This is a genomic window from Reichenbachiella agariperforans, from assembly GCF_900142205.1.
GTDB lineage: Bacteria > Bacteroidota > Bacteroidia > Cytophagales > Cyclobacteriaceae > Reichenbachiella > Reichenbachiella agariperforans.
The window spans coordinates 246,292-272,935 of the sequence record NZ_FRAA01000003.1 but is presented as its reverse complement, the minus strand read 5'-3'; the positions used below and the strand labels follow the sequence as shown (position 1 = coordinate 272,935).

Genomic DNA, 26,644 nt, shown 5'->3' with positions numbered 1-26,644 from the left:
GTCTGTGGAGGTATGGTGGCTAACTTGAGGGTAAAGCATTAGGAATCAATGTGGCGCAGTTCTTGGATAAATCTGATCTGTAACGTAGCAGTTTGAAAACGACATAGCTTATCATTGCTGCTACGATAGCATTGGGTTGTATTAGGACTGTATGTCGATAGGGAAGAACTACAAGATTTTAAAGGGTATAGGCTGGGCCATTTCGGGGATTTTCATCCTCTTTGTGGGGATTGTACTCCTCATTCGCAGTGCGTGGGGACAAGGTCTCATTGTGACCAAAGCCCTTGATTTTGTAGCCCAGAAGACAGACACACGTGTCGAGTTGGATAGGCTGTTTATCACCTTTACGGGCAATGTCTACCTAGAAGGACTCTACGTCGAAGATCAACAACAGGACACGCTGCTCTACTCAGACAATCTGGAAGTCTCCGTTGCATTGCTCCCCATTCTCATGGATCGAACCATTGACGTGGACAAAGTCTCATGGTCTGGTCTGACCGCTCGCGTCCAACGAGCGGATAGTACGGGAGCTTTCAATTTTGATTTTCTCATCGATGCATTTGCCTCACAAGATACCACACAGACTGATCCACCTAGCGAACCATACCAGTTTGCTATTGGGGTGATTGCCTTTCGAGATTTTGACCTGTTATATGATGATCAGTATGCTGGGATGTATAGTACGCTGCAGCTCGGTGAGTTGAGGCTAGATGTAGATCGTATGGATCTGGATACGCTGACTTTCGAAGTAGACGAACTCAATATCGCCCATACTCAAGTCGTCTACGAACAGACCAAAGCAACCGCAGAGAAAGGCAGTAGTTCGAGTGATGATGCGAGTGCTTTGCCTTTTTTTCGGGTAGGGGATTTGGAGCTGGAGGACGTTACGGTGCGTTATGCCGCGAGACCAGATACTATGTCGTTGGATGCTGTGATTGGCTACTTGCTGTTGGAAGATCCTGTTTTGGATTTGACACAGCAGTATATTCAAGGAAAGAAACTACAGTTGGATGACTCGGATATTGCTTGGCATAGCATGGCTATGGAGGAGCAAGTGAGTGACACGCTGACACAGTCATCAGCATCATTCGAATGGCCAGACTGGCAAGTACAGGTGGATGACATTAGTCTGGAGCGAAACCATTTGTCCTATACTACTGGTAGCAATACCCCAACGGTTGGAGCCTTTAATCCTCAGGCAATGGATTATCGAGGATTGACCTTGCTGGCGGAGGATATCAGTCTGCAAGATCAACAAGCTCATTTGATGCTCAACCAGTTAACATTTGCTGAGGCAAGCGGATTTACATTGAGCGAACTCGCTTTTGAACTGACAGTGGATGAGCAATCTGCCGCGTTGACGGATTTCGTTTTGGCGACTGCCCAGAATAAGCTAAAGGCTGACATACATGCCGAATATGCATCCATCGATCAGTTGATCCAAAACCCCAAACAGACGAAAGTAGCCTTACAACTGAACGACATGGCGCTACAGATGCAAGAGGCTTACATATTTGCCCCTGATTTAGCACAAAACGCTACAGTCGCTGTATTTGGTGAGGAGGTTCTGTCAGGTAGGATTGACCTAGAAGCATCTCAGGCAGCGGTGACACTGCGCCATACGGAGCTACACTGGGGCGATCAGACACACATTACGCTAGATGGAGAAATTCTGAACCCTTTGGATAGCAATCTACTGAGTTTTGACATGCAGACGGTAAAGCTCCGTACAAGAAGGGCAGATGTAGACCGACTGTTAGGAGCACAGGCCTCTGGTATTCAGTATCCTGATTCGATACGGGTGACAGCAGCTGTGGTAGGCGACCTGAGCCAGGTCAAGGTCAATACAGCTGTGAATACTACGGATGGTGATGTGCGTTTGGATGGGCGGTTTTCGAAGAAGAAAATGATGTCTTTCGATGCTGACCTAGCAGTGGATCAGTTGGCGATGGGCAAATGGCTACAGAATCCTGCGCTAGGAGAAATGAGCTTTACGGCTACAGCCAAAGGCAAAGGGAATGATCTCCAGTCTCTTAATGCAGACCTCAAGACACACTTTACGGCTTTTCAAATCAAAGAAAAAGACTACTCTGATCTTACGCTCAAGGGAGAAATGAAGAACGGGAGGGCAACGGTGGATCTGATCATCGATGATGAAAATATCAAGTTGGCGCTCAACGGTCAGCTGCATCTGATCGAGGAGCGCAAAGAGATACAATTGGCTCTGGATCTAAAAGGAATAGACCTGTATGCACTTGGATTGACACAGGACGATATTCGAGCGAGAATGAAACTAGAGCTTTCGGCTGTTTTGGATTCTGCGGATAGCAGGTTGCATGCGGTGATTTCAGAAGGGCAGGTGGTCTATGACAAGGAGCCGTATTCGCTGGGGGCTTTTTCGGTCGATGGTCTGCGTGATGAAGACTCGACGAAATTAGAGATCTCGAGCCAAGTACTCAACGCCAAGCTACTGTCCAATGCCGCTCCTGAGGTGATGATTGCTGCGATAGAGCGGCACTTGTCTAGTTATTTGGAGGATACGACGGAGAGGAATATGGACAGCCCTGTGGGGATGACGCTGGATATGACCATTACCGAAACGCCCATGCTACTAGAGGTGGTTTTGGCAGATTTGGAGGAACTCGATCCAGTCAATCTACATGTGGATTTTAGCGAAGAAAAACGACTGCTGGATTTGCAGTTTTCAGCTCCTTATACCCAATACAACGGAACAGTCGTAGACAGTTTGGAGATGCATGTCCATGCAGATTCTGCTCAGTTAGCCTTTGATATGGGGTGGTATGAGATCGCGATGGATCCAGTACTGATCGAGCGTACGCGTCTGTCAGGGACGGTGGCTGAGGATCAATTGGTGTTTGATCTGGATGCCTATCGAGGAGAGGATGTGCTCGTGCATGTGCAGTCTGATGTGCATAGCATTGGCGATACGATAGTCTATCATATGCGCCCAGAGGGGTTGGTCTTGAATGGGCAGTCATGGCAAGTAGACCCTGACAATGAAATCAAACTAGCCCAGTCATTTGTGAATTTTTCAGACTTTGTATTGAGTTATCAGCAACAGCGGGTGGAACTTGACTGTGGTTTTGCGCAGGTGGATGAGCCGCACATCGGTTTGCGTTTGGCGAATTTTAGTATTGGTTCGGTGACTAGTTACCTGTCGGGAGGTGAGCCGCTGGCTGATGGAGTTATGGGTGGGGATGTGGTTTTGGTCAATCCCTTTGCTGACAAAGCGCTCCTCGCTGACCTGACAGTAAAAAACCTTCAGGCCATGGGGGCGCAGCTGGGTACACTGACCTTGTACGGTGAATCGAAAACAGCTAAAAATTATGATTTTGATCTAGGACTGAAAGGAGAATACATTGATCTGGGACTGAAAGGAGACTATCATGCGTCGGCGGATAGAGCGGCGATGAATCTTGATTTGGACCTGAGACAGTTTCAGGCGCATTTGCTAGATAGTCTCTCTGGAGGGCAGCTCTCAGATGCTTCAGGTGTGATTACGGGTAAGGCCAAGGTCAGTGGCACGACGCTAAAACCGGAATACAAAGGAAACTTGGCATTTGATCAGGTAGGTTTTCGTGTGGATGCTTTGGATGCCAAGTTTATGCTGGCAGAGGAGCAAATCAGCTTTGATACGAAACAGGTCATACTTAACCAATTTACGGTCCTCGATGAGAAGCAAAATAGCATCGAAATTGATGGGCTGATCAATACGGTCGATAGACTGAATCCGAAGTTTGATATCCGTCTTCAGGCGAAGAATTTTCATGCACTCAACTCTGACAAGAATGACCAAGAGTTGTTTTACGGGAAAGTCAATTTGGATGCGGACATGAAAGTAGGTGGAGATTTGAAAATCCCTATCATCCGTGGCAAGATCAACATCAACGAGGGGACGAACCTGACAGTTGTGATTCCAGAGTCTGAAGTGGAAGTCAAAGAAAGAGATGGCGTGGTGCTATTCGTGAACAAGCAAAACCCAGACGATATCCTCACCAGAGGCAATGAGGAAGAGCTCTCTGCTATGACACTCAAAGGCTATGATGTCAATGCCACTGTCTCGATCAACGAAAAATCAACTTTCAAAATCGTAGTAAATGAAAACACGAATGACAATTTAGAGATATCTGGTAAAGGAGATTTTAACCTTGGGTTAGAGCCGAATGGACGTACGTCCTTTAACGGGAGGTATGAGATCAGCAAAGGACACTACAAAGCCAGTCTCTATAATTTGGTAACGAAGGAGTTTGATATAGCGTCTGGTAGTCGTATTGTGTGGAAAGGTGACCCGTTGGATGCCGATGTGGATGTTCGTGCGATCTATAAAGTAACGACATCTGCTGCACCACTGATGGCCAATAAGACCTCTGGTTTAACGAGCGATGCAGCCAGTATCTATAACCGACGCTTGCCGTTTTTGGTTTATCTCAATGTGAAAGACCAGTTGCTGAAACCACAAATCTCATTCGAGCTAGATATGAAACCAGAGGATCAGAGTACCCTTGGTGGAGAGGTATATGGACAGATCAAGCAGCTCAACGAGCAAGAAGAGGAACTTAATAAGCAGGTGTTTTCACTGTTGGTTTTGGATCGTTTCTTCCCACAGGCGGGTAGTGACGGTAGTAGTGGAGGTACAGCCGCTATCGCACGAGACAATGTCTCTAAGGTGCTGTCAAGTCAACTCAATCAGGTGTCGGACAAGGTGACGGGCAATTCAGGATTGGAACTGAATTTTAATGTAGACAGCTATACGTATGATCAGGGCGAAGGGGCTGAGACGCGCACGCAGCTCGGAATCGATGCAAGGAAGAAATTTGCGGATGATCGCGTGATTGTGAAGGTCGGGAGTGATGTCAATATCCAAGGCAAAGAGCAGGAGGGACAAGGTTCGCCATTGATCGGTGACGCGAGTGTCGAGTATTTGTTGACCAAAAACGGCCGATACCGTGTCAAAGGATTTGGCAAGGATGAGTTCGATACGGTGATCGATGGGCAGTATTTCGTGACGGGTATAGCTTTTATATACAACCGCGAGTTCAACGAGTTTAGTGATCTATGGAAGAGGGCCGCCAAAGAAGAAGGGATAGATTTAGACTCAAAAAAGCAAAAGAGTTCGAAGAAAGAAGAGCAACAAACCAAGACCGACAAGAAGAAATAATATGACGACAAAGCTCAAAACATATAGCTATTTACTCTTCATCTTACTCATCATAGAAGGATGTACAGTGATGCGTTATGTGCCAGAGAATGAGCGGTTGTATACAGGAGGATCGATTGCTCTCAAGGCACCTGATGGCGAGAAAAACAAGCGAGCACTGGACAGAGAACTCGAAGAACTATTGAGGCCAAAACCCAATAAGAAGATTCTTGGGCGTAGGGTCGGTCTGATGGCGCATTATCTGGTAGAAAATGATAAAGATGATTTTGTCGTTCGTTTCATCAATAAAAAAATAGGAGAGGAGCCAGTCTATCTCTCCGATGTGAAAACAAACCGAACCGAAGAATTGATAGAAAACCGTCTCGAAAACCGAGGGTACTTCAAAAACTACATCAAGAGTGAAGAGAAAATAGGTCGCCACACTGCTCAGGTGAAATATAGCGTCGAGATGCAAACGCCATATAAGTTGCGCGAATACATTCTCAGTGCTGACAGCCTCCCAATATATAAGGTGATCGCCGAATCCATGGAGAAAACATTGCTCGACTCAGGTTCACGTTTTGATCTATATGCACTGACTGCCGAGCGGGAGCGTATCGACACCTACCTAAAGTCTCAGGGGTATTATAACTTTAGTCAGAAGCTGCTCATCTTCGAAGCAGACACCAATCAGATCGGAGACAAGAATTTCAATCTCTATCTGCGACTGAAAAAGGATGTGCCTCATGCATCCATTATTCCCTACGAGATTAGTAGTCTGACAGTCTATCCGAACTATTCGGTAGACGAGGATGCGGTAGAAGATACCGTCATGCTCGATAGTACAGCGTATGTACAGGAGGGGATTTTCTTTAAGCCCAATCGGCTGTCCGATCACATCGTATTAGCACAAGGGCAGGGGTATGACCCGACCAATGCCAAATTCACCAGCCGTAGACTCTCCTCGCTCAATACCTACAAGTATGTCAATATTGATTTTGAAGAGCAGCCCATTGATAGTACTTCTCAGCAAGGGTTTTTAGATACCAAAATCTACCTTTCACCGCTGAGCAAACGTGCGGTGCGGGCCGAATTGCAAGCGGTCATGCAGTCCAATAACTTCACGGGTCCAGCTTTGTCTCTGACCTATAGCGACCGCAATCTTTTCGCAGGGGGAGAGAAAATCAATGTCTCGGCAAAGGTGGGCTATGAAGCGCAAGTGCTCAATGGGAGCAACGAAGGGTTGACGAGTACTCAGTTAGGGGGTAATGTGGAGCTGATTTTTCCAAGACTCATCTTTCCTGGGCGATATACTGGACGGTTCAAATATTCGATTCCTAAGACGAAAGTGGCTATGGGTATGGATTTTCTGGATAGGAGTAGCTATTACCGACTGATCTCATATCTCGGGACTTTTGGCTATGCTTGGCAAGGCAACAGACGGGTGTTTCACCAGATTAATCCGATTAGCATCAACTATGTGAACCTGACCCATGTGACGAGTAGGTTTCAAGACATCCTAGATGAAAACACCTTTCTCAAGACCAGTTTTGAGCAGCAGTTTATTGCAGGGCTGACCTATACCTTCGTGTACAATGAGCTGGTAGACTCCAAGAAACCCAACGCACTGCTGATGAAAGTGAATGTAGACATAGCAGGCAACATGGTAGATCTCTTCGCTGGACAGGAGGATGGTGGAAGTAGTGATTTTTTAGGGTTAGCGTATGCGCAGTATGCTAAAATCGATATGGATATTCAGAATCATTATCGTTTTGGGCGATCCCAGGTGCTCGTTGGACGGGTGTTTGGGGGCGTGGGTTATGCCTATGGCAACTCGGTCACTATGCCATATTCCAAGCAGTTCTTTTCGGGAGGGCCTTATAGTGTGCGAGCCTTTCGCATACGGTCTTTGGGACCAGGAACGACCAGTCCTGACGATGCTCAGACCGATAGCTTTTTCGATCAGTCAGGAGATATCCGCATAGAGGCCAATGTCGAGCATCGCTTCCCATTGATTTCATTTTTGAAAGGGGCGTGGTTCGTGGATGCAGGGAACGTTTGGTTGATTAAAGAGAATGATGAATTGCCAGGAGGACGTTTTTCGTCACAGTTCCTGAGTGAACTGGCTGTGGGAGCAGGGGTCGGTCTGAGGGTCGATCTACAAGGTTTTGTGATCCGCCTTGATCTCGCTACCCCACTCAAAAACCCAAGTCTGCCTGCTGGTGAACGACTCACATTTGATCTCCGAGATTCTATCCTCAATTTTGCCATAGGGTACTCATTTTGATTGTTCTCATGAGAGGATATTGGTATGCTGGGGTTGAATCTTGTGGGTTAGCTAAATGCTTTAGGTTTGCGCTTTTGCCCTGCACTTTCTACGATATCTGTGATTCTTTTTTGTCGAGTCTCAGGTCTTTTGGCTAAGATGACCCATTGCAGTAGACTTTTTCTCGCCGATTTACTTAGACTTAGAAAGTAGTCCATGGCGCCAGTTGTCTTTTTTAGTTCTTGGTCTAAGTCTTTGGGTATGGCAAGATTTTCTACTTCATCTAGGATCGTCCATGACCCATTTTGTTTGGCTATCTCGATACACTGAAGCCCTGCATCTGTCATTAGACCTTCCTTGATCAAGAGTTCTACTTTGTCCTTGTTGATCTTTGACCATATACTGTTGGCTTTTCGTTTGCTAAAGTACTGTATGTATTTTGTCTCGTCGATGGTTTTTTTTACGCTATCTATCCAGCCAAAGCATAGTGCCTCATCTACTGATTGGCTCCAAGTAATGGTAGGGATTTGCGCTTTTTTCTTATAGAAGATGAGCCATACTGCGTCTTTGTCCACATGGTTGGTTTGGAGCCATTGTCGCCATTCTTGTTGATTGGAGGGGCAAAACTCCTCGATTGTTTTCTCTTTCATGTTGGGGTATTATCAGTGCGATCTGAATAGTGTCTATGATGCTAATTTATCCTGAATTGTATAATTCAGGAGTTAAACGTTAAAAAGAAGGTAGTTTAAAGGTAGTAATCAATGTGCTAAATAGCATTTTACTAAGCGTAAGCGTTTAACCCATTGGGTTAAGCTACAACTGACGTTCAGTTCCGAAAAAAACAAACGCTGTTAACGTTGTTCGATAGGGATAGATAAATCCTTTTGGAGGGTATGTTAGATATGGATCAAAACAAATAGTGCAAGGCTTGGAGTAGCCTTGCACTGTGTTTTTTCATTAGAGTAGTGAGTCCATCTTAGCGATGGAGGTTTTTGTTAATGTCCTTGATCGCTGCGAGCGTCGGGATCATGTTACCTTCTACATCCAGAAATTTGATCTTCTTTTGTGAGACCAATTGTACCCGTTCTATGGGACGGATTTCGCGGTATTTTTCTACACTGATCAGGTCGTATCCTGATTTTATTTTGATTGATATTTGGTGTACGGTCATATCGTGATTTTTTCTCGGTTCTACTTATTTCATCAATTGGAGCAACTCTTCTTCGCTCATTTCCATCTCTTCCTCTTCTTCGCCCATATTGGCCTCACCTCCGATGATGATACCATACTTTTCCTCATCAGGAGAGACACGCAGACCTATGGTTTTCTTGAGTAGCGTGAACATGACATAGGAAACCGTGATGGTAAAAACAAAAGCGACTGATACACCTAGTGCTTGTATGCCCAGCTGTGTTAGTCTGGAAGTTTCTGGACCGAGTTGCCCGAACAAAGCCACACACAGCGTACCCCACACGCCACAGAATCCATGGACTGGAATGGCACCTACTGGGTCGTCCAGTTTTAGCTTATAGAGGATGAGGTCATAGCCATAGTTGTGGACGAGTCCAGCCGTGAGACCGACTGCTAATGCGCCGAAGTGGTTGACATTGGCACAGCAAGCTGTGATGGCAACTAACCCACCTATGATTCCTCCGAGAAACTTAGGGTACAGGTCTTTTCTATTCTGAAACCAATAGCAATGAAAGAAGGCAACCAGACCAGCCGCCGCTCCTGCGATGTTGGTATTGAGGATGATGTCGCCTACTGCTCCATCTAGCGCCAACTGGCTACCGCCGTTGAAACCCCACCATCCAAGCCATAGGATGAGTAGTCCTAGGACACTGTAGGAGTAGTTGGCGGGCTTGAACTCCTTAGGGTTTCCGTGGCTATCGAACCTGCCGAGCCGTGGACCGATGATCCATATACCCACTAGTCCTACCCATGCACCTATCGAATGCACGACGGTCGATCCAGCAAAATCGATAAAGCCTAAGTCGGCTAGCCAAGCGGGATTGTCTTCATAAAACAGATTGCCCCACACCCAGTGTCCAAAGACCGGATAGATGACCACAGCTACGATCGCTGAGGCAGTCATGTAGGGGATAAAACCCGTACGCTCTGACATGGCTCCTGATACGATCGTCAGGGCGGTGGTCGCAAAGGCGATCTGGAATAGGAAAAAGATGGTGCCTAGGCCTGACCCTTCAGGGTTGTCCTGTACACCGATCCCAAAAAACAAATCAGTACCTATGAGCCCATAGGAAGATTTGCCAAACATAATTCCAAACCCGATAAACAGGAAGATCAGACTACCGATGATCCAGTCGATGAGGTTTTTGATGGCAACTGCATTGCCATGCTCGGCTCTGACCATTCCGACCTCAAAAGCCTTGAAGCCCGCTTGCATGAAAAATACCAGCGCGGCGGACAGTAATACCCAGATGTGATCGATGTTGAAACTAACTGTTGGGGGGGAGGCATCGGGCATAGCCCATACCTCAGACATTGTTGCATACGAAATCAGCAACAATGTTGTCATAATTTTTCTCTTCATAAATGATTTTAATGAGTGATTCTACCTACTACTAATTGCGAATATTACTAATAAGTAGTGTGTTTAAAAGCAATCAGGGCACTATATAGCAAAATATGTGAAGAGATAGTTTTCAATATGTCTAATGACCATAAAATAAGGTAATAACTAACGGTTTTAGTATGGAGGAGTGTCAGGTATTAGTTGCATGCCCTACTCATGTATGAGTCAGGCTATGACTCAAATTGGCTATACATCGGTCGGGTTTACTGACCAATGTAAATTCTTGATTCGGAGAATAAGTCATAGACTGCTACGAGAGATTCTCTGCCTGTCGAGTTGTCGTAGGGTTCGTATTGAGAGATGCTGTCTCGGTCTTCGGTATATACTGGCGAATAGCTCGACTCGAACTCATCCCAGACAATGAGGAGGTATTGATAAGATATTTTGCTCAAACGGCCCTCTTCTAACCAAGTATTGAAAAGCATTTCGTCTAGTGGTCTCGGGTAATCAGAACTATCAAACATAATTTATGGGATGCAAATCGTTTCTTTCAATAAGGTAGACAGTCTACGAATGTCTGTGCAAATCTAGAAAGTAGTTGGGGCAATTAGGTATTCGTGTGATGCTAATTTAGGCAGGTATTCATCTCCTCAAATCGTTTAATAATTTTCATAGCCGTAAATTGCTCAGTAGACTTTAGCTGGTTGACTACCGATATACTCGATTCGTCATAGTGTAGATAGTCATTTTTTAGGTCTACCCGTTGTCCCATTTTTAGGCGTTTTTCTTCGGTATTGTACCACAAGTAAATCATTTCTTATTGGACTTTAGCTGTTTGATGTTTCAAATCTGCCGTGATCTAGATCTAAAATGAAATTGTTTCGATAGAGGCCTCTAATGAGACGATGAATGAGGGTGTTGATGCTTTATATGTATGATATGGGTGGTGCCAAAGTACATTGACCAGCTTTTTTGCCTTTTGTCTAAGGCCAAAGGCAAGAATTGTAAATTCGGTTTTAACTTGCCATTGAATTATTATGCGTATTACATGATCACGATTATTAGCGGTACTAACAGAAGAAACTCTGTATCGAAGAAAATAGCACATATCTATCAATCTATCCTGAGAGACAAAGGGCAAGAAGCGGAAGTGATTTATTTGGAAGATTTGCCAACGGACTTTGTCACGACGGCACTCTACGAAAACGCTGGAAAGAATAAGCTCTTCAACCCTTTTCGTGAGCTGATCATGCAGTCACAAAAAATGATCTTCGTCGTACCTGAGTACAACGGTTCTTTCCCTGGTGTACTCAAAGCCTTCATCGACGGGATGAAATACCCTGATGCATTTCGAGGTAAGAAAGCCGCTCTCGTAGGTTTGTCTTCAGGGATACAAGGGGCAGGTCTAGCGCTGAGTCACCTTACGGATATATTCAACTACTGTGGCATGCACGTACTCGCCCAAAAGCCCAAACTATACCATATCGAAAAGAACCTGACCGAAAACAAACTGTCAACGCTGTATCATGGTCTACTCGAAGAGCAGGTCGATGCGTTGCTGACATTCTGATGAGCGCTTGCTGAGAAACGCCGAGAGACTTAAAACCATACAATACTTCTTTCTGACATGCTTTTGGTATCTAGTTTAGTTCTGTCTCTTGTTGCTCTCAGGTATGTATGTGGTATCGAAAATAGCTAACCCTGCACAGCTGGAGGTGTAGTGAGCTGTGTGATCATCCCTTTAAAGATGAATCCATGAAAGGGGAGTACTGCATACCAGTACAGTCGTCCTAGTACACCTAAGGGTCTAAAAGTAGCGGTCTGTATGAGTTGATCGTCCACTATCTTGAACTCAAGCCAAGCTTCGCCGGGTAGTTTCATCTCAGCAAATAAGAGTAACCGCCCTTCGGTTTTGTTGGCGTACAAGGTGCGCCAAAAATCGATCGTGTCACCGACATTGATAGATGAGGGATTGGTTCGTCCTCGTCTTAGTCCGACACCCCCGGAGAGTTTGTCGATAAAGCCCCTTAGGCTCCATAGCCAGTCGCCATAGTACCACCCTGTCTCTCCACCTAGACTCCATATTTTGTGAATGCATGCGGTTCGGTCTTTGATGGTGCGGGTTCTTACATCTTTGAAACATCCGTAGGAAGGGACTTGAATAAAGTCCGATATGTTAAAGCTAAGTCCGCTACTCGAATAGGCATCTTTCCAACTGGACAGGATTTCGTTGCTTTCGATTTTGTGAAAGGCTTTGGCCAAGGATTCTTGATAGCTGATAGGCTTGATCCCTAGGATGTCAGCGAGCTGATGGTCACGGCAGATCACTTCTATTTTCATACTGTTGACGAGGGATATGGCCAGTTTGTAGGAGGTGGAGGTGACGAAGTATAGCCAGTAGGAGGAGAGTTTTGGGGTCATCACGGGCACAGTGATGATGGTACGCTTAAGGTTTCGTGCTTGGCCAAACTCCAGCAGCATGCTTTTGTATGACAATACATCTGGCCCACCGATATCAAAGTTTTGGTTATAGGTTTTTGGGTTGAAGAGTGACTTGGAGAGAAAACCAAGGACATCCGAGATGCCTATGGGTTGACACTTGGTGTTGAGCCACTTGGGGGTGATCATGACAGGTAGTTTTTCTACCAGGTCACGTATGATTTCGAAGGAGGCACTGCCCGAGCCAATGATGATCCCTGCTCGTAATGCAGTGAAACTATAGTCCCCTTTGCTCAGTTCTATTTCTACATTTTTTCGAGAACTGAGGTGTTTCGAAAGCTCTGATTCGTTGACTATTCCGCTGAGATAGATGACATGCTGGACACGGGTTCTATTCAGTGCCTGTCTGAAATGGATGGCGGATGTCTCTTCGAGGGACTGATAATCGGCTGACGCGGACATGGAGTGTACCAGATAATATGCGGCATCTATGTCCTCGGGGATATGTGCTAGTGATGCCTCATCCAGTAGGTCTAGTTGTAGTATGGAGATATTGCCATGCAGTGACGCAGGGGGATTGAATCTTTTAGGGTCTCTGACACAGCAAATGACCTCATGGCCAGCTTCCACGAGAATGGGAAGCAGTCGTTTGCCAATGTATCCTGTAGCTCCTGTTAGTAGTATTTTCATAGGGTAGGGTTGTACTCCATTGTTACAGCGGTAGCCTTGGGTTTAGGTGAAGATAAAGGATCGGTTGGCCAATAACCAAAATATGGCTAGAGGTTCCCTACCGATAGACAATGGAAATGCGATCGAACGTGGGGAGAACTTTTTCCAAAATGCTATCTTTTATTGTCCTGAAAAGTTCAATTCTTTTGAGACGACTATTCGATTGTCTCATCGTCAGGCAACCCGTTTACTTGGTTTTTCGACTCGCTGATTTCTGGTTTTATACCCCGATGGCCGCTTGGTTTGGGTTGTATATTGCAGTGATGGGAGCATACCCAAAAAGGTAAGCTTACTAGGAGTATAAGGTAAGGCAACACACACCTCAACTAAAGCTTACTTGGAGCCCATGGTAAGGCAACATACACCCCAACTAAAGCTTACTTGGATCTCATGGTAAGGCAAGCTTTGGATCTTGTATAGTCCAGTATTGAAAAACGGTCAATGTACCTTGGGCTTATCGTTCACGGCCGTCTACTTGATTAGCGATTTTTTTTAATCTCCTTTAGTAGTTCTTTTGGATTTTGTCGATTATCACTAAGAGTAATTATTTCTATATCAAGTCCTTTAATTCTGTAATAAAAAGATGTTTGTTTGGAAATAACACATTTGTAAAACCCGCCCATTAAATTAGTTTTAGGAGAGGATTCAGGGAATTTTTCAATTCTTCGGATTGCTGAATCTAAATCTTTAAGAAAATTTGATTTAGATTGATGTCCCCACTCAGAATTTAGATATTCAAGGAGTTTATCTAGTTTTAATTCTGCAACAGGAGATAAGTAAATAGTATGCTTACTACTCACGAAACTTTCTTCAAATAATCATCAAATGAGGTTCTACTTCCTTTATCTAGAAGATTTAAAGCAATTTCAATTTCTTCGGTTTCAGACTTTGTTAATTCTTCTCCGAAATCTTCATACTGACTTTGTATTAAGTCCTTAATCTTTTGAAGAATAGAGGGATTCTCTAAGTTTAAAATAAGTTTTGCTAATTCTATTTTAGATGTTTGTAAATCCATACTACAATTTACGAAAAAGTATGATTGAATTTGTCTGAAGTAGATTTATTAGATGTTAATTTTCGCTATCGCCCATGTATGAGGCATGTGCTCACACTTTGGACGAAGTGGCAAAATCTTCCAGCGCATCGAAAGTATTGGAAAGCACTGCGTTTAGAAAGATGAAAACTCCTACGAACCGGAGGTCCCTTGCGAGCAGGCCTGTAGGGTAACCGTACGCTGGGTGGTGTGAGAGGCGCACTGGCGGTCATTTGATCGTCAGCCGTCTACTTGATTGGCAACCGTTTTTTATCAGCTAGTTATAAAACTATTTAATTGTATCAGAATTCTTTAGAATCTTATTCTGCAAATTATCAATAGTTTCGTTGTCTTTAATTAAAGTTGATTCTTGATTTTGAATTTCATCAGCTTGTTGTTGGGTTTCTATTTCTTTATTTGGGATAATTCCAAAATCTTTCAATAAGCTAATACCACTATAAATTCCACCAAAAGAACCTAAAATTAATACTGGGATAAATGTTTTGGCTTTTATTTTTGAAATTTGAAAATCCAATTCCGCCTTTCTTTCCTTTCTATTTTGGGTTTTAAAATAATCATCAAAATCAAAACCATAAGAATTGGATGTCCTTAAAATCAAAGCCCATCCAATTTGAGACTGTTCAAATTTTCCTGCCTCTGCTTTGTCAAAAATATTTGCAAATCTTCTGAATTCAGTATCTAAATCATTATTATTATTATTGAAATTTTGCTTAAAATCCTTTGGTAAGCTGTCAAAATCAATTCCATTGCTATTTATTGGCTTAATCAATTCTGACAATAAACCTTTTAAAATTGGGATATCTTTCTTTTCTATTTTCATTCTAAATGGTTGCCAACAACCGAATATAGTTCACTCCACAGTTTATACGTATAATTACACGTATAAAACACGACTACCATCAGGCTGTTTGTTTTGATTCCTCCAAGAATAAGCCATTCTTCACAATCCCATACCAACACCTGGCTTGAAAATCACGCGAATCATGAAAAACCCCCAAATCTAGGTAGCGAATCAAAGGCTCGCTCTTTTCATCTTTCAGATAGCTTTGAGGAGAGTAATAAAGGTTTGGGTTTCTGCTTGCGCAAGCAGAAGATCCACCTTGGGCAAGCAGGCAGTTGAGCTTGCCCAAGCACAGGCTCCCCCTTGCGCAAGGGGAGCGTCGACCTAGCGCAAGACCAGAGCTGAGTCAATGGCTGTACAAGCGCTACAAAACAATATCCCACCCTTGGAGGCTTGTCTACTACGGAGAGTTGCCCTCTTCTTCCAAAAGCCTGACTGAGTACCTGTCCAGATTCGATATACTCCTAACCCTTCAAGATTTATCTTCACTTAGACAGAAATCTTGAAGGGTTTAGTGGGCTATAAAGGCATTTTTTACTTCTTGATTTGTTTCAAGGCTTGGTCTACTGTCTGTGTGGGCAGTTGGCAGGATTTGTTTTGGCAGACGTAGAGGAAGGTGGCACCTTCGGAGTGTTTTCCTGCTAATAGCGCGAGCGTTCCTTCTGTTTTGCCGCCTAGGAGTATCTTGTTGGGGATGTAGTGCTGGGCTAGCGCATCGCGTTTGGCGGCTGCCTCGTCTCCTACGATGGCTACTTCGTAGTGTGTTTCTCCTAGTAGGGTGTAGAGTCGCGCCCAGTTGCTGTAGTAGAAGGGGTATTCGCTGAAGTTGGCTTGGCTGTTGGCGATCATTTGTGCAGCATGCTGGATGTCTTCTTCTTGGTAGAAGTACTGCCCCAGCAGGATGAGTGCATGCGCCATGGCGGAGTTAGAACTGGGGATGACGTTGTCCGAGAGTTCCATCTTTCTCGCGATCAGTTTCTGATCCGTGTCAGAGGTGTAGTAGTACATTTTGGATTTTGGATCCAAAAAGTGTGCATTGACAAAGGTCTTCATCTCTTGTGCCTGGAGTAGCCAAGCCTCGTCAAAGGTCGCTTCGTACAGCTTGACGAAAGCGAGGATGGTAAAGGCATAGTCATCTAAGAAACCATGTATGGTCGATTTGCCATTATTGAAGTTTCTATTGATTTGATTCGCGTCAAAGATTTGCTGGGTCAGTAAGAAGTTTCCTGTTTCTAGGGCTTGCGTTTTGTACGCCTGTTTGCCCGTCGCAAAGTATGCATCCGTCAGTGCGGTGACCATGAGTGCGTTCCATGAGGTCAGGATTTTGTCATCCAGTCCTGGGCGTATGCGCTGGTCTCGTGCAGTGATCAGCGTGGCTTTGCAGTCATCGATGATGCGTTGGATTTCGGTCTCCGTGCGGCCATAGTCTACCGATAGCGTTCTGACAGAGGTTTTGCGTTCTAGGATGTTCTTTCCTTCAAAATTCCCTTTGGGCGTGATGCCATAGTAGGTCTTGAATATTTGGGCTTTTTCACCCAGTAGGCTATCGATCTCACTGGCCTGCCATACGTAGAATTTGCCTTCCTCTCCATCGCTATCGGCATCTAGTGACGAGTAGTATCCGCCGGATGCGTCTTTGAGCTCACGGTTACAAAACGCGATCGTTTCCTCTACGGTCTGTAGGTAGGTATCATCACCATAGTGTTGATAGGCGTGACTGTACAGGCTGATCAACTGGGCATTGTCATAGAGCATCTTCTCAAAATGCGGAACCGTCCACGTCGCGTCGACCGAATAGCGCGCAAAACCACCGCCGAGGTGATCGTAGATACCGCCATTGGCCATGTGATCTAGCGTCGTGCGTATGGCTTGGTTGACTGTGTCGTTGTTTCGGTAGTAGCTCTCTGCCATCAGGTATTCATAGACCGTCGGCATGGGGAACTTAGGCGCTTCGTTTTTGCCTCCTAGTTCTAAGTCTATCCCGGCGAGTAGGTTTTGAGCGATTTGGATGGCGGTGTCTGAGGAGTAGTCGCCAGCAGTTTCGTTGAAGGTAGGCATCTCGTTGTTAGAGATGCCTTCGGTTACTTTGTCGGCATGCTCACGGAGCTTTTCGGGTTCGCTTTGGTAGATTTTAGAGAAGTGGTTGAGCACTTTCTCCCAGTTGTCCCGAGGGAAGTAGGTCCCTGCAAACACAGGTTTGCCATTCGGCAAAGCGATGATATTGAGCGGCCAGCCACCACGGCCAGTCATGAGCTGGGCGGCATCCATGTAGATTTGGTCGATATCGGGGCGTTCTTCTCGGTCTACTTTGATGGAGACGAAGTTGGTATTCATGTTCGCTGCGATCAGGCTATCCTCGAACGACTCGTGCTCCATGACATGACACCAGTGACAGGCGGCATAGCCTATGCTGATGATGACGAGCTTGTCTTCTTTTTGTGCCTCGGCTAGGGCTGGGTCTCCCCAGGGCTGCCAGTTCACGGGGTTGTGTGCATGCTGGAGCAGGTAGGGGCTGCTTTCGTGGATCAGGGCGTTGGTGTACTTATGTTCTTGGTTCATAGGGGTACAGGCATGGATGAGTAGCAGGGCGATGAGCCCTGCTAAAAATTGCTTTTTCATAATCTTGGTATTTGGATTCCCAAACGCCCCAATCTACGCGTCTATTAGGACGCGACAGTGATCAGGTAGTAGTTTTTCTTGCCCTTCTGTGCAAGCAGGTATTTGTCATTGAGTAGACTGAAGTCAACCGCTTGATCCGCAGATTCTACTTTGGTTTTGTTGATGCTGACACCACCGCCTTTGATCATGCGTCGCGCCTCTCCTTTGGAGGGGAATACTACGCCATCGCTGCCTTCGGATAGTAAGTCGGTCACGTTTTCTAGCGCCGCATAGTCCGCTTGGCTGATGGTAGCCTGTGGTACGCCTTCGAATACAGACAGCAGTGTTTTTTCGTCCAGAGAAGCCAGATCCTCAGCAGTTGACTTGCCGAATAGGATGCTGGATGCTTTGATGGCCATCTCCAGATCCTCTTGAGAATGTACTCTGACCGTGATGTCCTCGGCGACTGCTTTTTGGAGTATTCTGAGGTGTGGCGCTTCCTTATGCTCTGCGATCAAGTTGTCAATCTCTTCTTTCTCTTTGAGGGTAAAGATCTTGATGTAATTTTCTGAATCTTCGTCCGATGAGTTGAGCCAGTATTGGTAAAACTCGTACGGAGACGTTCTGTCCTTGTCCAGCCATACATTGCCACCAGCCGTCTTACCAAACTTAGTTCCGTCTGCCTTGCGGATGAGTGGCGTAGTGATCGCCCATGCTTCGCCTTGTGCTTTTCTTCGGATCAGTTCGGTACCGGTGACGATATTGCCCCACTGGTCAGACCCGCCCAGTTGTACTTTGCAGTTTTTGTTTTGGTTGAGCCAGTAGAAGTCATAGCCCTGCACCAGTTGGTAGGTGAACTCGGTGAAAGACATGCCTGTCTCTAGTCTTGTTTTGACAGAGTCTTTGGCGAGCATGTAGTTGACAGAGATGTGTTTGCCTACATCACGGATGAAGTCAAGGAAGTTGAAATCCTTGAACCAGTCGTAGTTGTTGACCATCTCGGCAGAGTTGTCCCCACAGTCAAAATCCAAGAACTGCTCTAGTTGTTTTTTGACACTTGCCAGGTTGTGATTGAGGATGTCCTCGGACAGCAGGTTTCTTTCAGCAGACTTGCCAGATGGGTCACCGACCATGCCTGTCGCACCACCGACCAGTGCTAGTGGCTTGTGTCCTGATCTCTGTAGATGTACGAGCGTCATGATCTGTACCAAGTGTCCGATGTGTAGCGAATCAGCCGTCGGGTCAAATCCAATATAGGCAGACACCATTTCTTTATTCATTTGCTCTTGTACCCCAGGCATCTTATCGTGTATCATGCCTCTCCACGTCAGTTCTGCTACAAAGTCTTTTATCATTATTCTAATAATATTCTGTAAGTATTCTTGAGATTTTGAACTGACAAAGATAGAAGTAAAAAATAGGATTGGATAAGGATTTTTAATTAAGCCAAAAAATAAATTATTCAATCTGTAATCCGTATTTTGGGCGTTAAAATCTACTGTGACCAGCTATCTAACATAACTAAAGCCATGATATGCAGCTAAAACTAACGCTAACGATTTTAACATTTCTCACATCTTTTATAGCCCTAGGTCAGGGGCAAGATTCTTATTCGAGCCGAGCAGAAAAGGAGGCCGCTGCTGCCCGATACTATCAACAAGCGAACGAAGCGGTGCTCCAAGCCAGATATGAGCTAGGCGTGATCTACTACGATAGTGCGATCCAGTTGGACAGTCGCCAGTCAGACTATTATATTTCCAGAGGACAGGCCAAAGAACTGGAAGGGGATGAGGTCGGTGCTTTGATTGATTTTGAGTCCGCTCGCAAAGTAGACCTTATGAACTATGCTTCGGTGTTTAAGCGAGCTTTGATCTACTATAACAGAAAGAACTACAAGCAGGCAGCGTCTGATTTCACTTTCCTGATCGACAACATGGAGACCATCGAGACGCGTGCGGTGATTTTTAAAGGCGTGTCCTATGAGGAAGATGGAGAGGTCAAACTATCAGGAATCTCTACGATGGAGGAAATGAAGGCGGATGTCTATATTCATCGTGCGATGACCTATGAAAAGCTAGGGTACAATACGCCAGCGATGTTGGATTTTGATGCGGCGATCGAGTTGAATGGTTTCGACCCGAACTATTATGTGAGTCGGGGGATGTACCGGTTGGATCGTGGAGACAAAACAGGTGCGATAGCAGACTATCGTCGTGCACTCAAGATCAATCCGCATCACCGCAATGCACTATATAATCTAAGCTTCCTCGTAGATGAAGACGAACGTGATGAGATCAATCAGATATTGTTTGGTAAGGGGGATTTTGCCAAGGTATACTCCAAACGGGCATTTGAGCGCTTTCAGAAAGGGCAGTATGAAGCGGCCCTGTTGGACTATGATTCTGCTTTGCTCATCAAGGCTGACAATGCCAGTGACCTGATGAATCGTGGGATTGTTAAATCCAAACTGGGAAAGTATGAGTCGGCTATCAAAGATTTTAATTCATCCATCTATGCGGATAATTCACTGCTGAGGAACTTTGTGCTCATCGGCAATGCGCAGCAGGAGCTAGGAGACTATGGCTATGCGATCAAGTATTATCAAAGGTTTCTAGACAATGCAGGACCAGACGCGTCAGTATTCTACAATATGGGATTGGCTTATATGAAGGATAGCCAGGATGATGAGGCTTGCAAGACTTTTCGTAAGGCGATAGAGTTAGGAGAAGAGCGAGCAGAAAAACCGATGGATAAGGTTTGCTTCTAAATGTTGCATCTGGATTCAATTTCTATCGGGTATCTAGGTTGCATTCCACTCAATATGATATATTCGCTATCAGTAGATATAAAACGTATTAGGTACGGGTATTAAAACACAAAGCATGTACGAAGTAAAAAAAGCGCCAATCGGTAGGTTTGAAGCCTATCGTTTGACGAACACAGCAACTGGCGAGTATTTGGAGGTATTGTCGGGTTTTGGAGCAGGGATCAATGATTTAGTGGTCGAGAACGGCAAAGGAGATTTGGTGTCTATCATAGATGGATACCGCAGCGAGGAAGAGGTGATGCGTACCCATCATTCAGCCTTCAAAGGCTCTAAGCTTTCACCGTTTCCTAATCGACTGACTGCTGGGCAATACAGTTTTGAGGGTGAGGATTACCAGATGATAGTCAATGAAATCGATCGCAACAATAACCTGCACGCATTGTTGCACTGCAGACCCTTTGAGGTGGTAGATACGGTGGATGGCTCTGACAACTGTCAGTTGGTACTTCGCTATCAATACCTCGGTACCGATCAAGGTTATCCATTTGCTTACGCGATGACTGTCACGATTTCGTTCGGAAAGGAAGGTACACGTTTCGACACGTCGATAGAGAATATAGGGCAAGGCAGCATGCCGATAGGTGACGGATGGCATCCTTACTTTCAGTTCGACAATGGTGTAGGGCAGTTGACATTAGAGATGGGAGCTGCCAAGCGTATCTTTTCCCTTGCAGGCAATGCCGTTTCGGACACACATGGTTTCGAGTCAGGTCAGGAGCTAGTCGATATGGCTTTAGATGATTGCTTTCAAGTGACGGATACCAATGTGCCTTTTGTAGTGTCAATGACAGACCCATCGAATGAGATGAAGGTACAATTGTTTCAAGAGAAAGAGTATGGGTACTGTCAAATCTATTCGCCTGATTCGCGCAAGACACTGGCTGTAGAGCCTGTGACGTGTCCTCCGAATGCCTTCAATACAGGGGAAAGCTTAGTCGTTTTAAAGCCAAATGAGAAGTGGGAGTTAGGCTTTGGAATCAAAGTATTGAAGACTCAATAAAATTTAGCCAGCGTTATTAGTTACTCAGAGAAAGCGTAACTAATGATGTTGGCGCCCATGCGCAGTGCTTCTTCTCTTTTGTTGGCGGGATCGTTGTAGATGATTTGATCCTCCCAGCCATTGCCGAGATCGGATTCATAGGAGTAGAAACAGACCAATCGTCCTTCGTAGATCAGACCGAACCCTTGTGCAGGTTTGCCATCATGTTCGTGGATTTTGGGTAGACCTCCAGGGAACTGGTATAGCTGTCGGTATATCGGGTGGTCATGCGGCAGCTCTACGAATGCTAGATTAGGAAAGACTTTCTTCATTTCGAGTCGGATGAATTGATCCAAACCATAGTTGTCATCGATGTGCAAAAAACCTCCTGCTATGAGATAGTTGCGCAGATTACTGGCGTCATTGGGTGAGAAGACTACATTGCCATGCCCCGTCAAGTAGACATAAGGGTACAAAAATAAATTTGGACTACCGACCTCTACCACTGCATCTTCTGGATCTAGGTTGGTATGAAGTCGCTGATTGCAGAAAGTGGCTAGGTTGGGTAGTGCGGTCTTATTGCCATACCAGTCTCCCCCTCCGTCGTATTTGACTTTGGCAATCTGTATTTTGTTTTGCGCAAATGCGCTACTGCAGGAGATCAGCAGTACCATCAGTATGTTTCGTAGTTTGTGATCAATCATACGCACCCCGTTTGCCAAGTATTTTGCCTTTTCTGCCTCTTCCTTTTTTTGATTTGAATACATCTTTTGGGAGGTAAACCTCTAGGTTGACATTCATCAGAAAGTAAGAATCGAGTTTCCCATTGCCACGTTGCTGTCCAGGAATCATTTCATCAAACGCGTCTTGGTTGATGATGTAGACATTGTCTTCGAATTTACGATTACTGAGAGATGCATCGATCGTGCCGTCGGGATAGCCCTGTCCGTCACCGTTGGGATTAGCATAGTCACCGTACACATCATCCAGATGACCTGTGAATGCATACCTATAGCCAACGTCTACGCCTAAGTTGATGAATTCAGTGATCACTAGTTTTACACCGATATTGACGGGAATGATCCATGCCCAGCCCTTGTAGCTTTCGGTTTCGGTTTGGTAGTCGCGTAGTGTGTAGGTGGTGGATTTGCCTTCTGAGTTGGTCAAATCTGCTTTTGGGTTGAAGAAAGTTTGTCCTCCACCTATGGCGATGTAGGGTTCATAGACTCTGCGTTTGTAGTATTTTCCTTTGTACTTGAACAGATAGTAGACCATCTGTAGTTGCCACTCATGGTTTTGAGAATGAAAGGAGAGGTTGCGCTGCCTGTTGTAGGAGCTGTCTGCGGCGTTACGGTCTGAGCCTTCTAGTTTGTAGGTGGCATATTGGGCACGAACCGCAATTTTGGAGTAGAGACGCGCTTCTGCACCTACGTTGAAATGTGATAGGCCAGAGGTAAGGGGTGATCCATTGGTCAAGTCTCCTAAGTAGCCTGTCCATCCCGTCCCAGCGAATACCGAGAAATACCGATCGTGATAGCGCCAGTCAAAGAAGTTTTGGGACTGGCTTGCAAAGGCGGAAAGGAAGAAAATAACAAATAGACTCGTGCGAAGCATATAATTTTTTTAACCCTTCAAAAGTATGGTATACACGCAATAGTTGCTGTTTGAAGAGGTAGTAATATTACGAATTATTGTTGCCAAGATTACAGTTCGATTTGGTTTTTTCTCAAAACCAAGGTTGTCATGCATCGCTTTCTGTCGACGAGTACAGATTTGGTAGCTTCTATAGGGCTATAGTTATAGTCATTTTGGAGTTGCTCGATAATGCTCTCGGTGATGAGGAAACGAACACTGCCATCGGGTAGCGCATGCTGCTCTCCTTGTGGGCTGATAACATCCTCCAGCCCCATGATGGCTGTCATACGGATGAATAGCATACCTCCAGGTCTGAGGACGCGTGTCATCTCTTTGACCCCCGCCCAAAAAGTAGCGGTGTCTGGAGAGAAGTGCAGTACAGCACTGCTGATGACCAAGTCGAAACATTGGTCAGGATAGGGCATGTCGTGGATTTGACCTTCTATGAAGTTTCCTTTGGGTTGATCGGGATAGTTGCTGCCTGCGATGAACTGTAGCATGCGAATCGCATCAGGATTTTGGTCTATCCCGTGTACATTGTAGCCATTGTTGAGGAAATAGATCAGGTTTCGACCTTCTCCACAGCCTGCATCTAATACCCGCACAGTGGGTGGTATATTGGCTTTGAGGATTTGATCTAAAAGGTAGAGGTCTATATTGCCTAATTCCTTGTTGAGCTGTTGTATGGTCATGGATTGATATTTGATTCAAAAATAATGGAGGAATCCTATCTATGACTTGTCGTTGCTCTAAAATTGAATTGATTAATTTCGCATGACAACCAATGCTGTATTTTTTGAATAAAAGTAAATATATCCTCTTATTGCTGCTATGCATGGCGCATGTCTTGCTGGCAGATCGGTCCAAACAAGCACTCCGTGCCATTGAAAAGGAAGACTATGAAAAGGCGAAGGAATATCTGATTCGGTCTTATGATGTAGATAGTCTGAACCCACTGGTCTCCTATGCCTACGCTAAGTTCTATGTCGCACCGAGCAACGAACAGGGTGACCTAGATACAGCGCATGATTACATCCTAGCGGGGATGAACATGTTGCCAGACCGTACGGAAGATCATAGTGATGAGATGGATAAGTCCGATGTGACGGAGGAATCATTCTCAGTGCTGAAAATGTATATTGACAGTCTGGCTTATCAACGAGCAGTAGCTGTAGATGAAATTGAAGCGTATGCGTTTTTTATCAATCACTACCCTAATGCTGAGGAGTTAGGCTTGGCTAAGTCTCGTCGGAATGAACTCCAATTTCGAGTCATTGTGAAGGAAGGGACGTGGGAGGCTTATCAGGATTTTGTGTTGCGATACCCTGAGGCTGCACAGTATGCGGAGGCCAAAGAGCGTTTTGATCGACTGGTGTTCGAGGAGAAAACACGATCCAACCAACTAGCGGATTTAGAACAGTTTTTAGTCGATTTTCCAGATACTCCGTATCGTGATGAGGTAGAGACCATGATCTATCAAAAGAAAGTTGCGGGCTTGTTAGCCGAAGATATTATGGATTTTGTCAACCACTACCAAAACCCTCGACTAACCCAAAAAGCACTTGGGTTGCTCTATCATTCGGGAGGGATAGATGCGGATCAATTGGCTTCCTTTAACCGAACGGTATATCATCACTTCATGGATTCTGTTGCAGCATTAGAGGCGCTGAATGCGGTTGTGCTTTATCCATTTTACAAGGAGGGTAAGTATGCATTTTTTGATCTGGAGGGCAGCGCTTTTTTGGGAGGTCCTTATGAAGATATAAGTTTTTCATATTTGTGCGGCGGTGTAGAGGAAGAAGTTCTGGAGGTAAAACAAAATGGGCTATATCAGCTGATCAATCGTGCGGGGACGGTTATTTATGAAGGTGCGTTAGATAGCTATCGTGATCTGGGAAACGGGATATTGGCGGTGATCAAAGAGGGGAAAGAGGGAGCGATTACACTCACAGGAGATTTGATTCTACCCAATGTCTATGAAAAGATTGATGTGCTGGATGATAGACTGATCGTGTTTCAACAGGATGGTAAAAAGGGTTTGGCGGGAATTACGGGTCAAGTGTTTTTGGAACCCGCCTATGATGATATCTATCTCGAAGGATCCTTTTGGGTGGTCGAAGTAGATGGTGTTTTTGGTGTGACTAGTCTGGACGAAATACTCCATGACCAAAGAGAGATCGAACTTGCCTACGAGGAGGTAGAATTGATCAACGAAGATTATATAGTAGGCTATACGGCAGATCATGAGTTCTTGATCAATGGCGGTCTGCAAGTCGTTTCGCCAGAAGCCACGATTAGTATCAATACGCTTTATGAAACTTGGGTCTTTCGGGTAGAGGCTGGGTACTATGTATATGACAAAAAGTTTGGACACTATTCCGAATTGATCTATGATGATATATTGCAAAATTACGAGTGGATAGGACTAAATGCGAAAGGAGCTTGGTCTGTGCATAATAAGAGCATGGATGACGAACCGATTTTAAATATTGATTCGCTGAAGCTGATAGGGGATGATATAGCGATTGTATTTAGTGGAGAGAGAGGTACGGCTATCTTCCCGAATAAGAAAGTCGTAGAGGTGGAGGAAGGAGAGTATCTACAAACCGTGAGTTCTAGCCGCAGGACTGAAGTACATTATCTGGTGATACGTCGTGACGGGATACTGTACCTGTATAAAGATGGCGTGTTACAGTTTCGCTGTGATTATGATGAGATAGGCTTTGTTGCAGATGGCGTGTTTTCCGTCAAGGAGGGAAATAAGTATGGTGCTGTAGATGCCAAAGGTAAACTCATTATGAAGGTAAACTATGATGCAATTAGTGAGGCAAAAGATGGTGTGTCTCATGTACTGCTGGATGGTGAATTCGGAGCATTTGATTTCAATAAAAGACAGTTGCTTACCATTGGATTTCAAGAGAAATTTAGACGCTACAATGAAGCGTTGTTCGTTGTGAAAGAGGAAGATGGCTATGGTTTGTTAGGGATAGATAATCAGCAGCGTATTGATGGTGTTTACGACCAGATCGAGTATTGGACTGATAGTGCTGTGCTAGCTCATCGCAATGGACAATGGGAGGTAAGGGCGATCTATAGTGATGAGGTATATGTGAGCGGTATCGACGGTTATCAGTATTTTAGTGACTCCAGTTCGGTCAAAACCATAGAGGTTCGGATAGATAACAAATATGGGGTCTATCATGCTGAGAGAGGGCTAATCATCCCCGCAGTTTTCAACGATATCTACAATGTCGGGAGTTTACAGCAGAATGTATACTTTGCTGAGCGGGTATTTCCAGAGGGAGATTTCTATGTAGTCGTGTATTATGATGCCACGGGGAATAAAATCAGATCAGAAGCGTATAGAGGTAATGAGTATGAACTAATCGTCTGTGATGACTAGTCCAACTCATTAATTTTTCTCTCCTCTAACTCCAAATGCTGCTGGTTGTAATTTTGAAAAGATCTCGATGGAACGATATCATTTAAATAAAATCGTTTCAGTTACAACTCAAACCAAGGATGAGAAATAGCCTCCAGTTTGATAACTGGAAGCTAATAGTTTTTCCAAACCTATTCCAC

The 26,644-nt window shown here is 45.0% G+C and carries 20 protein-coding genes; 6 read left to right on the top strand and 14 right to left on the bottom strand.

Going from position 1 to position 26,644, the window contains the following annotated elements; genetic code table 11:
* Nucleotides 1-151: 151 nt before the first annotated feature.
* Together BUB99_RS10300 and tamL are read left to right on the top strand one after the other, a co-directional pair.
* Nucleotides 152-5,179 (top strand): translocation/assembly module TamB domain-containing protein, encoded by a 5,028-nt coding sequence (locus BUB99_RS10300; protein ID WP_073122190.1) that lies wholly within the window; start codon nucleotides 152-154, stop codon nucleotides 5,177-5,179.
* 1 nt (nucleotide 5,180) lies between these two features.
* Nucleotides 5,181-7,445, top strand: a complete 2,265-nt coding sequence (gene tamL / locus BUB99_RS10295; protein ID WP_073122188.1) for a translocation and assembly module lipoprotein TamL — start codon at nucleotides 5,181-5,183, stop codon at nucleotides 7,443-7,445.
* Nucleotides 7,446-7,492: 47 nt separating this feature from the next.
* On the opposite strand, the gene BUB99_RS10290 is transcribed toward tamL, so the two are convergent.
* The 5 genes from BUB99_RS10290 to BUB99_RS10270 form a co-directional block, all read right to left on the bottom strand.
* Nucleotides 7,493-8,074 (bottom strand): YdeI/OmpD-associated family protein, encoded by a 582-nt coding sequence (locus BUB99_RS10290; protein WP_073122186.1) that lies wholly within the window; start codon nucleotides 8,072-8,074, stop codon nucleotides 7,493-7,495.
* A gap of 326 nt (nucleotides 8,075-8,400) precedes the next feature.
* On the bottom strand, nucleotides 8,401-8,595 hold the full coding sequence (locus BUB99_RS10285) for a hypothetical protein (RefSeq protein ID WP_073122184.1): 195 nt from the start codon (nucleotides 8,593-8,595) through the stop codon (nucleotides 8,401-8,403).
* 24 nt (nucleotides 8,596-8,619) lie between these two features.
* Nucleotides 8,620-9,978 (bottom strand): ammonium transporter, encoded by a 1,359-nt coding sequence (locus tag BUB99_RS10280; protein ID WP_084190498.1) that lies wholly within the window; start codon nucleotides 9,976-9,978, stop codon nucleotides 8,620-8,622.
* A gap of 245 nt (nucleotides 9,979-10,223) precedes the next feature.
* Nucleotides 10,224-10,484 (bottom strand): hypothetical protein, encoded by a 261-nt coding sequence (locus BUB99_RS10275; RefSeq protein ID WP_073122181.1) that lies wholly within the window; start codon nucleotides 10,482-10,484, stop codon nucleotides 10,224-10,226.
* 101 nt (nucleotides 10,485-10,585) lie between these two features.
* Nucleotides 10,586-10,774 carry a hypothetical protein gene (locus BUB99_RS10270; RefSeq protein ID WP_073122179.1) on the bottom strand — a complete coding sequence of 63 codons (189 nt, stop codon included), beginning with the start codon at nucleotides 10,772-10,774 and terminating at the stop codon, nucleotides 10,586-10,588.
* A 234-nt stretch (nucleotides 10,775-11,008) separates the two neighbouring features.
* On the opposite strand from BUB99_RS10270, the gene BUB99_RS10265 reads away from it, so the two are divergent.
* A complete protein-coding gene (locus BUB99_RS10265; protein ID WP_073122544.1) occupies nucleotides 11,009-11,530 on the top strand; it encodes an NADPH-dependent FMN reductase in 522 nt (173 codons plus the stop codon).
* A gap of 125 nt (nucleotides 11,531-11,655) precedes the next feature.
* Here BUB99_RS10265 and BUB99_RS10260 read toward each other — a convergent pair whose 3' ends face one another.
* The 6 genes from BUB99_RS10260 to tyrS form a co-directional block, all read right to left on the bottom strand.
* Nucleotides 11,656-13,089, bottom strand: a complete 1,434-nt coding sequence (locus tag BUB99_RS10260) for an SDR family oxidoreductase (protein WP_073122177.1) — start codon at nucleotides 13,087-13,089, stop codon at nucleotides 11,656-11,658.
* A gap of 518 nt (nucleotides 13,090-13,607) precedes the next feature.
* Nucleotides 13,608-13,928, bottom strand: coding sequence for a type II toxin-antitoxin system RelE/ParE family toxin (locus BUB99_RS10255; RefSeq protein ID WP_084190497.1), 321 nt, complete (start codon nucleotides 13,926-13,928; stop codon nucleotides 13,608-13,610).
* Entirely contained in the window at nucleotides 13,925-14,143 is a 219-nt protein-coding gene (locus BUB99_RS10250; RefSeq protein ID WP_073122175.1) for a hypothetical protein, read from the bottom strand. The genes BUB99_RS10255 and BUB99_RS10250 overlap by 4 nt, the downstream gene beginning before the upstream one ends.
* A gap of 307 nt (nucleotides 14,144-14,450) precedes the next feature.
* Nucleotides 14,451-15,002 (bottom strand): hypothetical protein, encoded by a 552-nt coding sequence (locus tag BUB99_RS10245; RefSeq protein WP_073122174.1) that lies wholly within the window; start codon nucleotides 15,000-15,002, stop codon nucleotides 14,451-14,453.
* Between the two features lie 555 nt (nucleotides 15,003-15,557).
* Nucleotides 15,558-17,642 (bottom strand): thioredoxin domain-containing protein, encoded by a 2,085-nt coding sequence (locus BUB99_RS10240; RefSeq protein WP_084190496.1) that lies wholly within the window; start codon nucleotides 17,640-17,642, stop codon nucleotides 15,558-15,560.
* Between the two features lie 44 nt (nucleotides 17,643-17,686).
* Entirely contained in the window at nucleotides 17,687-18,973 is a 1,287-nt protein-coding gene (gene tyrS / locus BUB99_RS10235) for a tyrosine--tRNA ligase (RefSeq protein ID WP_216011054.1), read from the bottom strand.
* 182 nt (nucleotides 18,974-19,155) lie between these two features.
* On the opposite strand from tyrS, the gene BUB99_RS10230 reads away from it, so the two are divergent.
* Both BUB99_RS10230 and BUB99_RS10225 read left to right on the top strand, forming a co-directional pair.
* The gene (locus tag BUB99_RS10230) at nucleotides 19,156-20,388 is read left to right on the top strand and encodes a tetratricopeptide repeat protein (protein WP_073122170.1); all 1,233 of its coding nucleotides are present in this window, start codon (nucleotides 19,156-19,158) and stop codon (nucleotides 20,386-20,388) included.
* A 115-nt stretch (nucleotides 20,389-20,503) separates the two neighbouring features.
* A complete protein-coding gene (locus BUB99_RS10225) occupies nucleotides 20,504-21,448 on the top strand; it encodes an aldose epimerase family protein (RefSeq protein WP_073122168.1) in 945 nt (314 codons plus the stop codon).
* Between the two features lie 20 nt (nucleotides 21,449-21,468).
* On the opposite strand, the gene BUB99_RS10220 is transcribed toward BUB99_RS10225, so the two are convergent.
* The 3 genes from BUB99_RS10220 to BUB99_RS10210 all read right to left on the bottom strand — a co-directional run bounded on the left by BUB99_RS10220 (nucleotide 21,469) and on the right by BUB99_RS10210 (nucleotide 23,754).
* Complete coding sequence (locus BUB99_RS10220; RefSeq protein ID WP_073122166.1) at nucleotides 21,469-22,131, bottom strand: DUF4159 domain-containing protein; 663 nt, start codon at nucleotides 22,129-22,131, stop codon at nucleotides 21,469-21,471.
* Nucleotides 22,124-23,041, bottom strand: a complete 918-nt coding sequence (locus BUB99_RS10215) for a DUF6089 family protein (protein WP_073122165.1) — start codon at nucleotides 23,039-23,041, stop codon at nucleotides 22,124-22,126. The genes BUB99_RS10220 and BUB99_RS10215 overlap by 8 nt, the downstream gene beginning before the upstream one ends.
* Nucleotides 23,042-23,130: 89 nt before the next feature.
* The gene (locus BUB99_RS10210) at nucleotides 23,131-23,754 is read right to left on the bottom strand and encodes a class I SAM-dependent methyltransferase (RefSeq protein WP_073122163.1); all 624 of its coding nucleotides are present in this window, start codon (nucleotides 23,752-23,754) and stop codon (nucleotides 23,131-23,133) included.
* 104 nt (nucleotides 23,755-23,858) lie between these two features.
* Here BUB99_RS10210 and BUB99_RS10205 point away from each other — a divergent pair, with 104 nt between their 5' ends.
* Nucleotides 23,859-26,465 (top strand): WG repeat-containing protein, encoded by a 2,607-nt coding sequence (locus BUB99_RS10205; protein WP_170863776.1) that lies wholly within the window; start codon nucleotides 23,859-23,861, stop codon nucleotides 26,463-26,465.
* Nucleotides 26,466-26,644 lie beyond the last annotated feature (179 nt).

Coding starts and splice junctions, on each gene's coding strand:
- BUB99_RS10300 (WP_073122190.1), top strand. CDS start 152: ATGTCGATAGGGAAGAACTACAAGATTTTAAAGGGTATAGGCTGGGCC.
- tamL (WP_073122188.1), top strand. CDS start 5,181: ATGACGACAAAGCTCAAAACATATAGCTATTTACTCTTCATCTTACTC.
- BUB99_RS10290 (WP_073122186.1), bottom strand. CDS start 8,074: ATGAAAGAGAAAACAATCGAGGAGTTTTGCCCCTCCAATCAACAAGAA.
- BUB99_RS10285 (WP_073122184.1), bottom strand. CDS start 8,595: ATGACCGTACACCAAATATCAATCAAAATAAAATCAGGATACGACCTG.
- BUB99_RS10280 (WP_084190498.1), bottom strand. CDS start 9,978: ATGAAGAGAAAAATTATGACAACATTGTTGCTGATTTCGTATGCAACA.
- BUB99_RS10275 (WP_073122181.1), bottom strand. CDS start 10,484: ATGTTTGATAGTTCTGATTACCCGAGACCACTAGACGAAATGCTTTTC.
- BUB99_RS10270 (WP_073122179.1), bottom strand. CDS start 10,774: ATGATTTACTTGTGGTACAATACCGAAGAAAAACGCCTAAAAATGGGA.
- BUB99_RS10265 (WP_073122544.1), top strand. CDS start 11,009: ATGATCACGATTATTAGCGGTACTAACAGAAGAAACTCTGTATCGAAG.
- BUB99_RS10260 (WP_073122177.1), bottom strand. CDS start 13,089: ATGAAAATACTACTAACAGGAGCTACAGGATACATTGGCAAACGACTG.
- BUB99_RS10250 (WP_073122175.1), bottom strand. CDS start 14,143: ATGGATTTACAAACATCTAAAATAGAATTAGCAAAACTTATTTTAAAC.
- BUB99_RS10245 (WP_073122174.1), bottom strand. CDS start 15,002: ATGAAAATAGAAAAGAAAGATATCCCAATTTTAAAAGGTTTATTGTCA.
- BUB99_RS10240 (WP_084190496.1), bottom strand. CDS start 17,642: ATGAAAAAGCAATTTTTAGCAGGGCTCATCGCCCTGCTACTCATCCAT.
- BUB99_RS10230 (WP_073122170.1), top strand. CDS start 19,156: ATGCAGCTAAAACTAACGCTAACGATTTTAACATTTCTCACATCTTTT.
- BUB99_RS10225 (WP_073122168.1), top strand. CDS start 20,504: ATGTACGAAGTAAAAAAAGCGCCAATCGGTAGGTTTGAAGCCTATCGT.
- BUB99_RS10220 (WP_073122166.1), bottom strand. CDS start 22,131: ATGATTGATCACAAACTACGAAACATACTGATGGTACTGCTGATCTCC.
- BUB99_RS10215 (WP_073122165.1), bottom strand. CDS start 23,041: ATGCTTCGCACGAGTCTATTTGTTATTTTCTTCCTTTCCGCCTTTGCA.
- BUB99_RS10210 (WP_073122163.1), bottom strand. CDS start 23,754: ATGACCATACAACAGCTCAACAAGGAATTAGGCAATATAGACCTCTAC.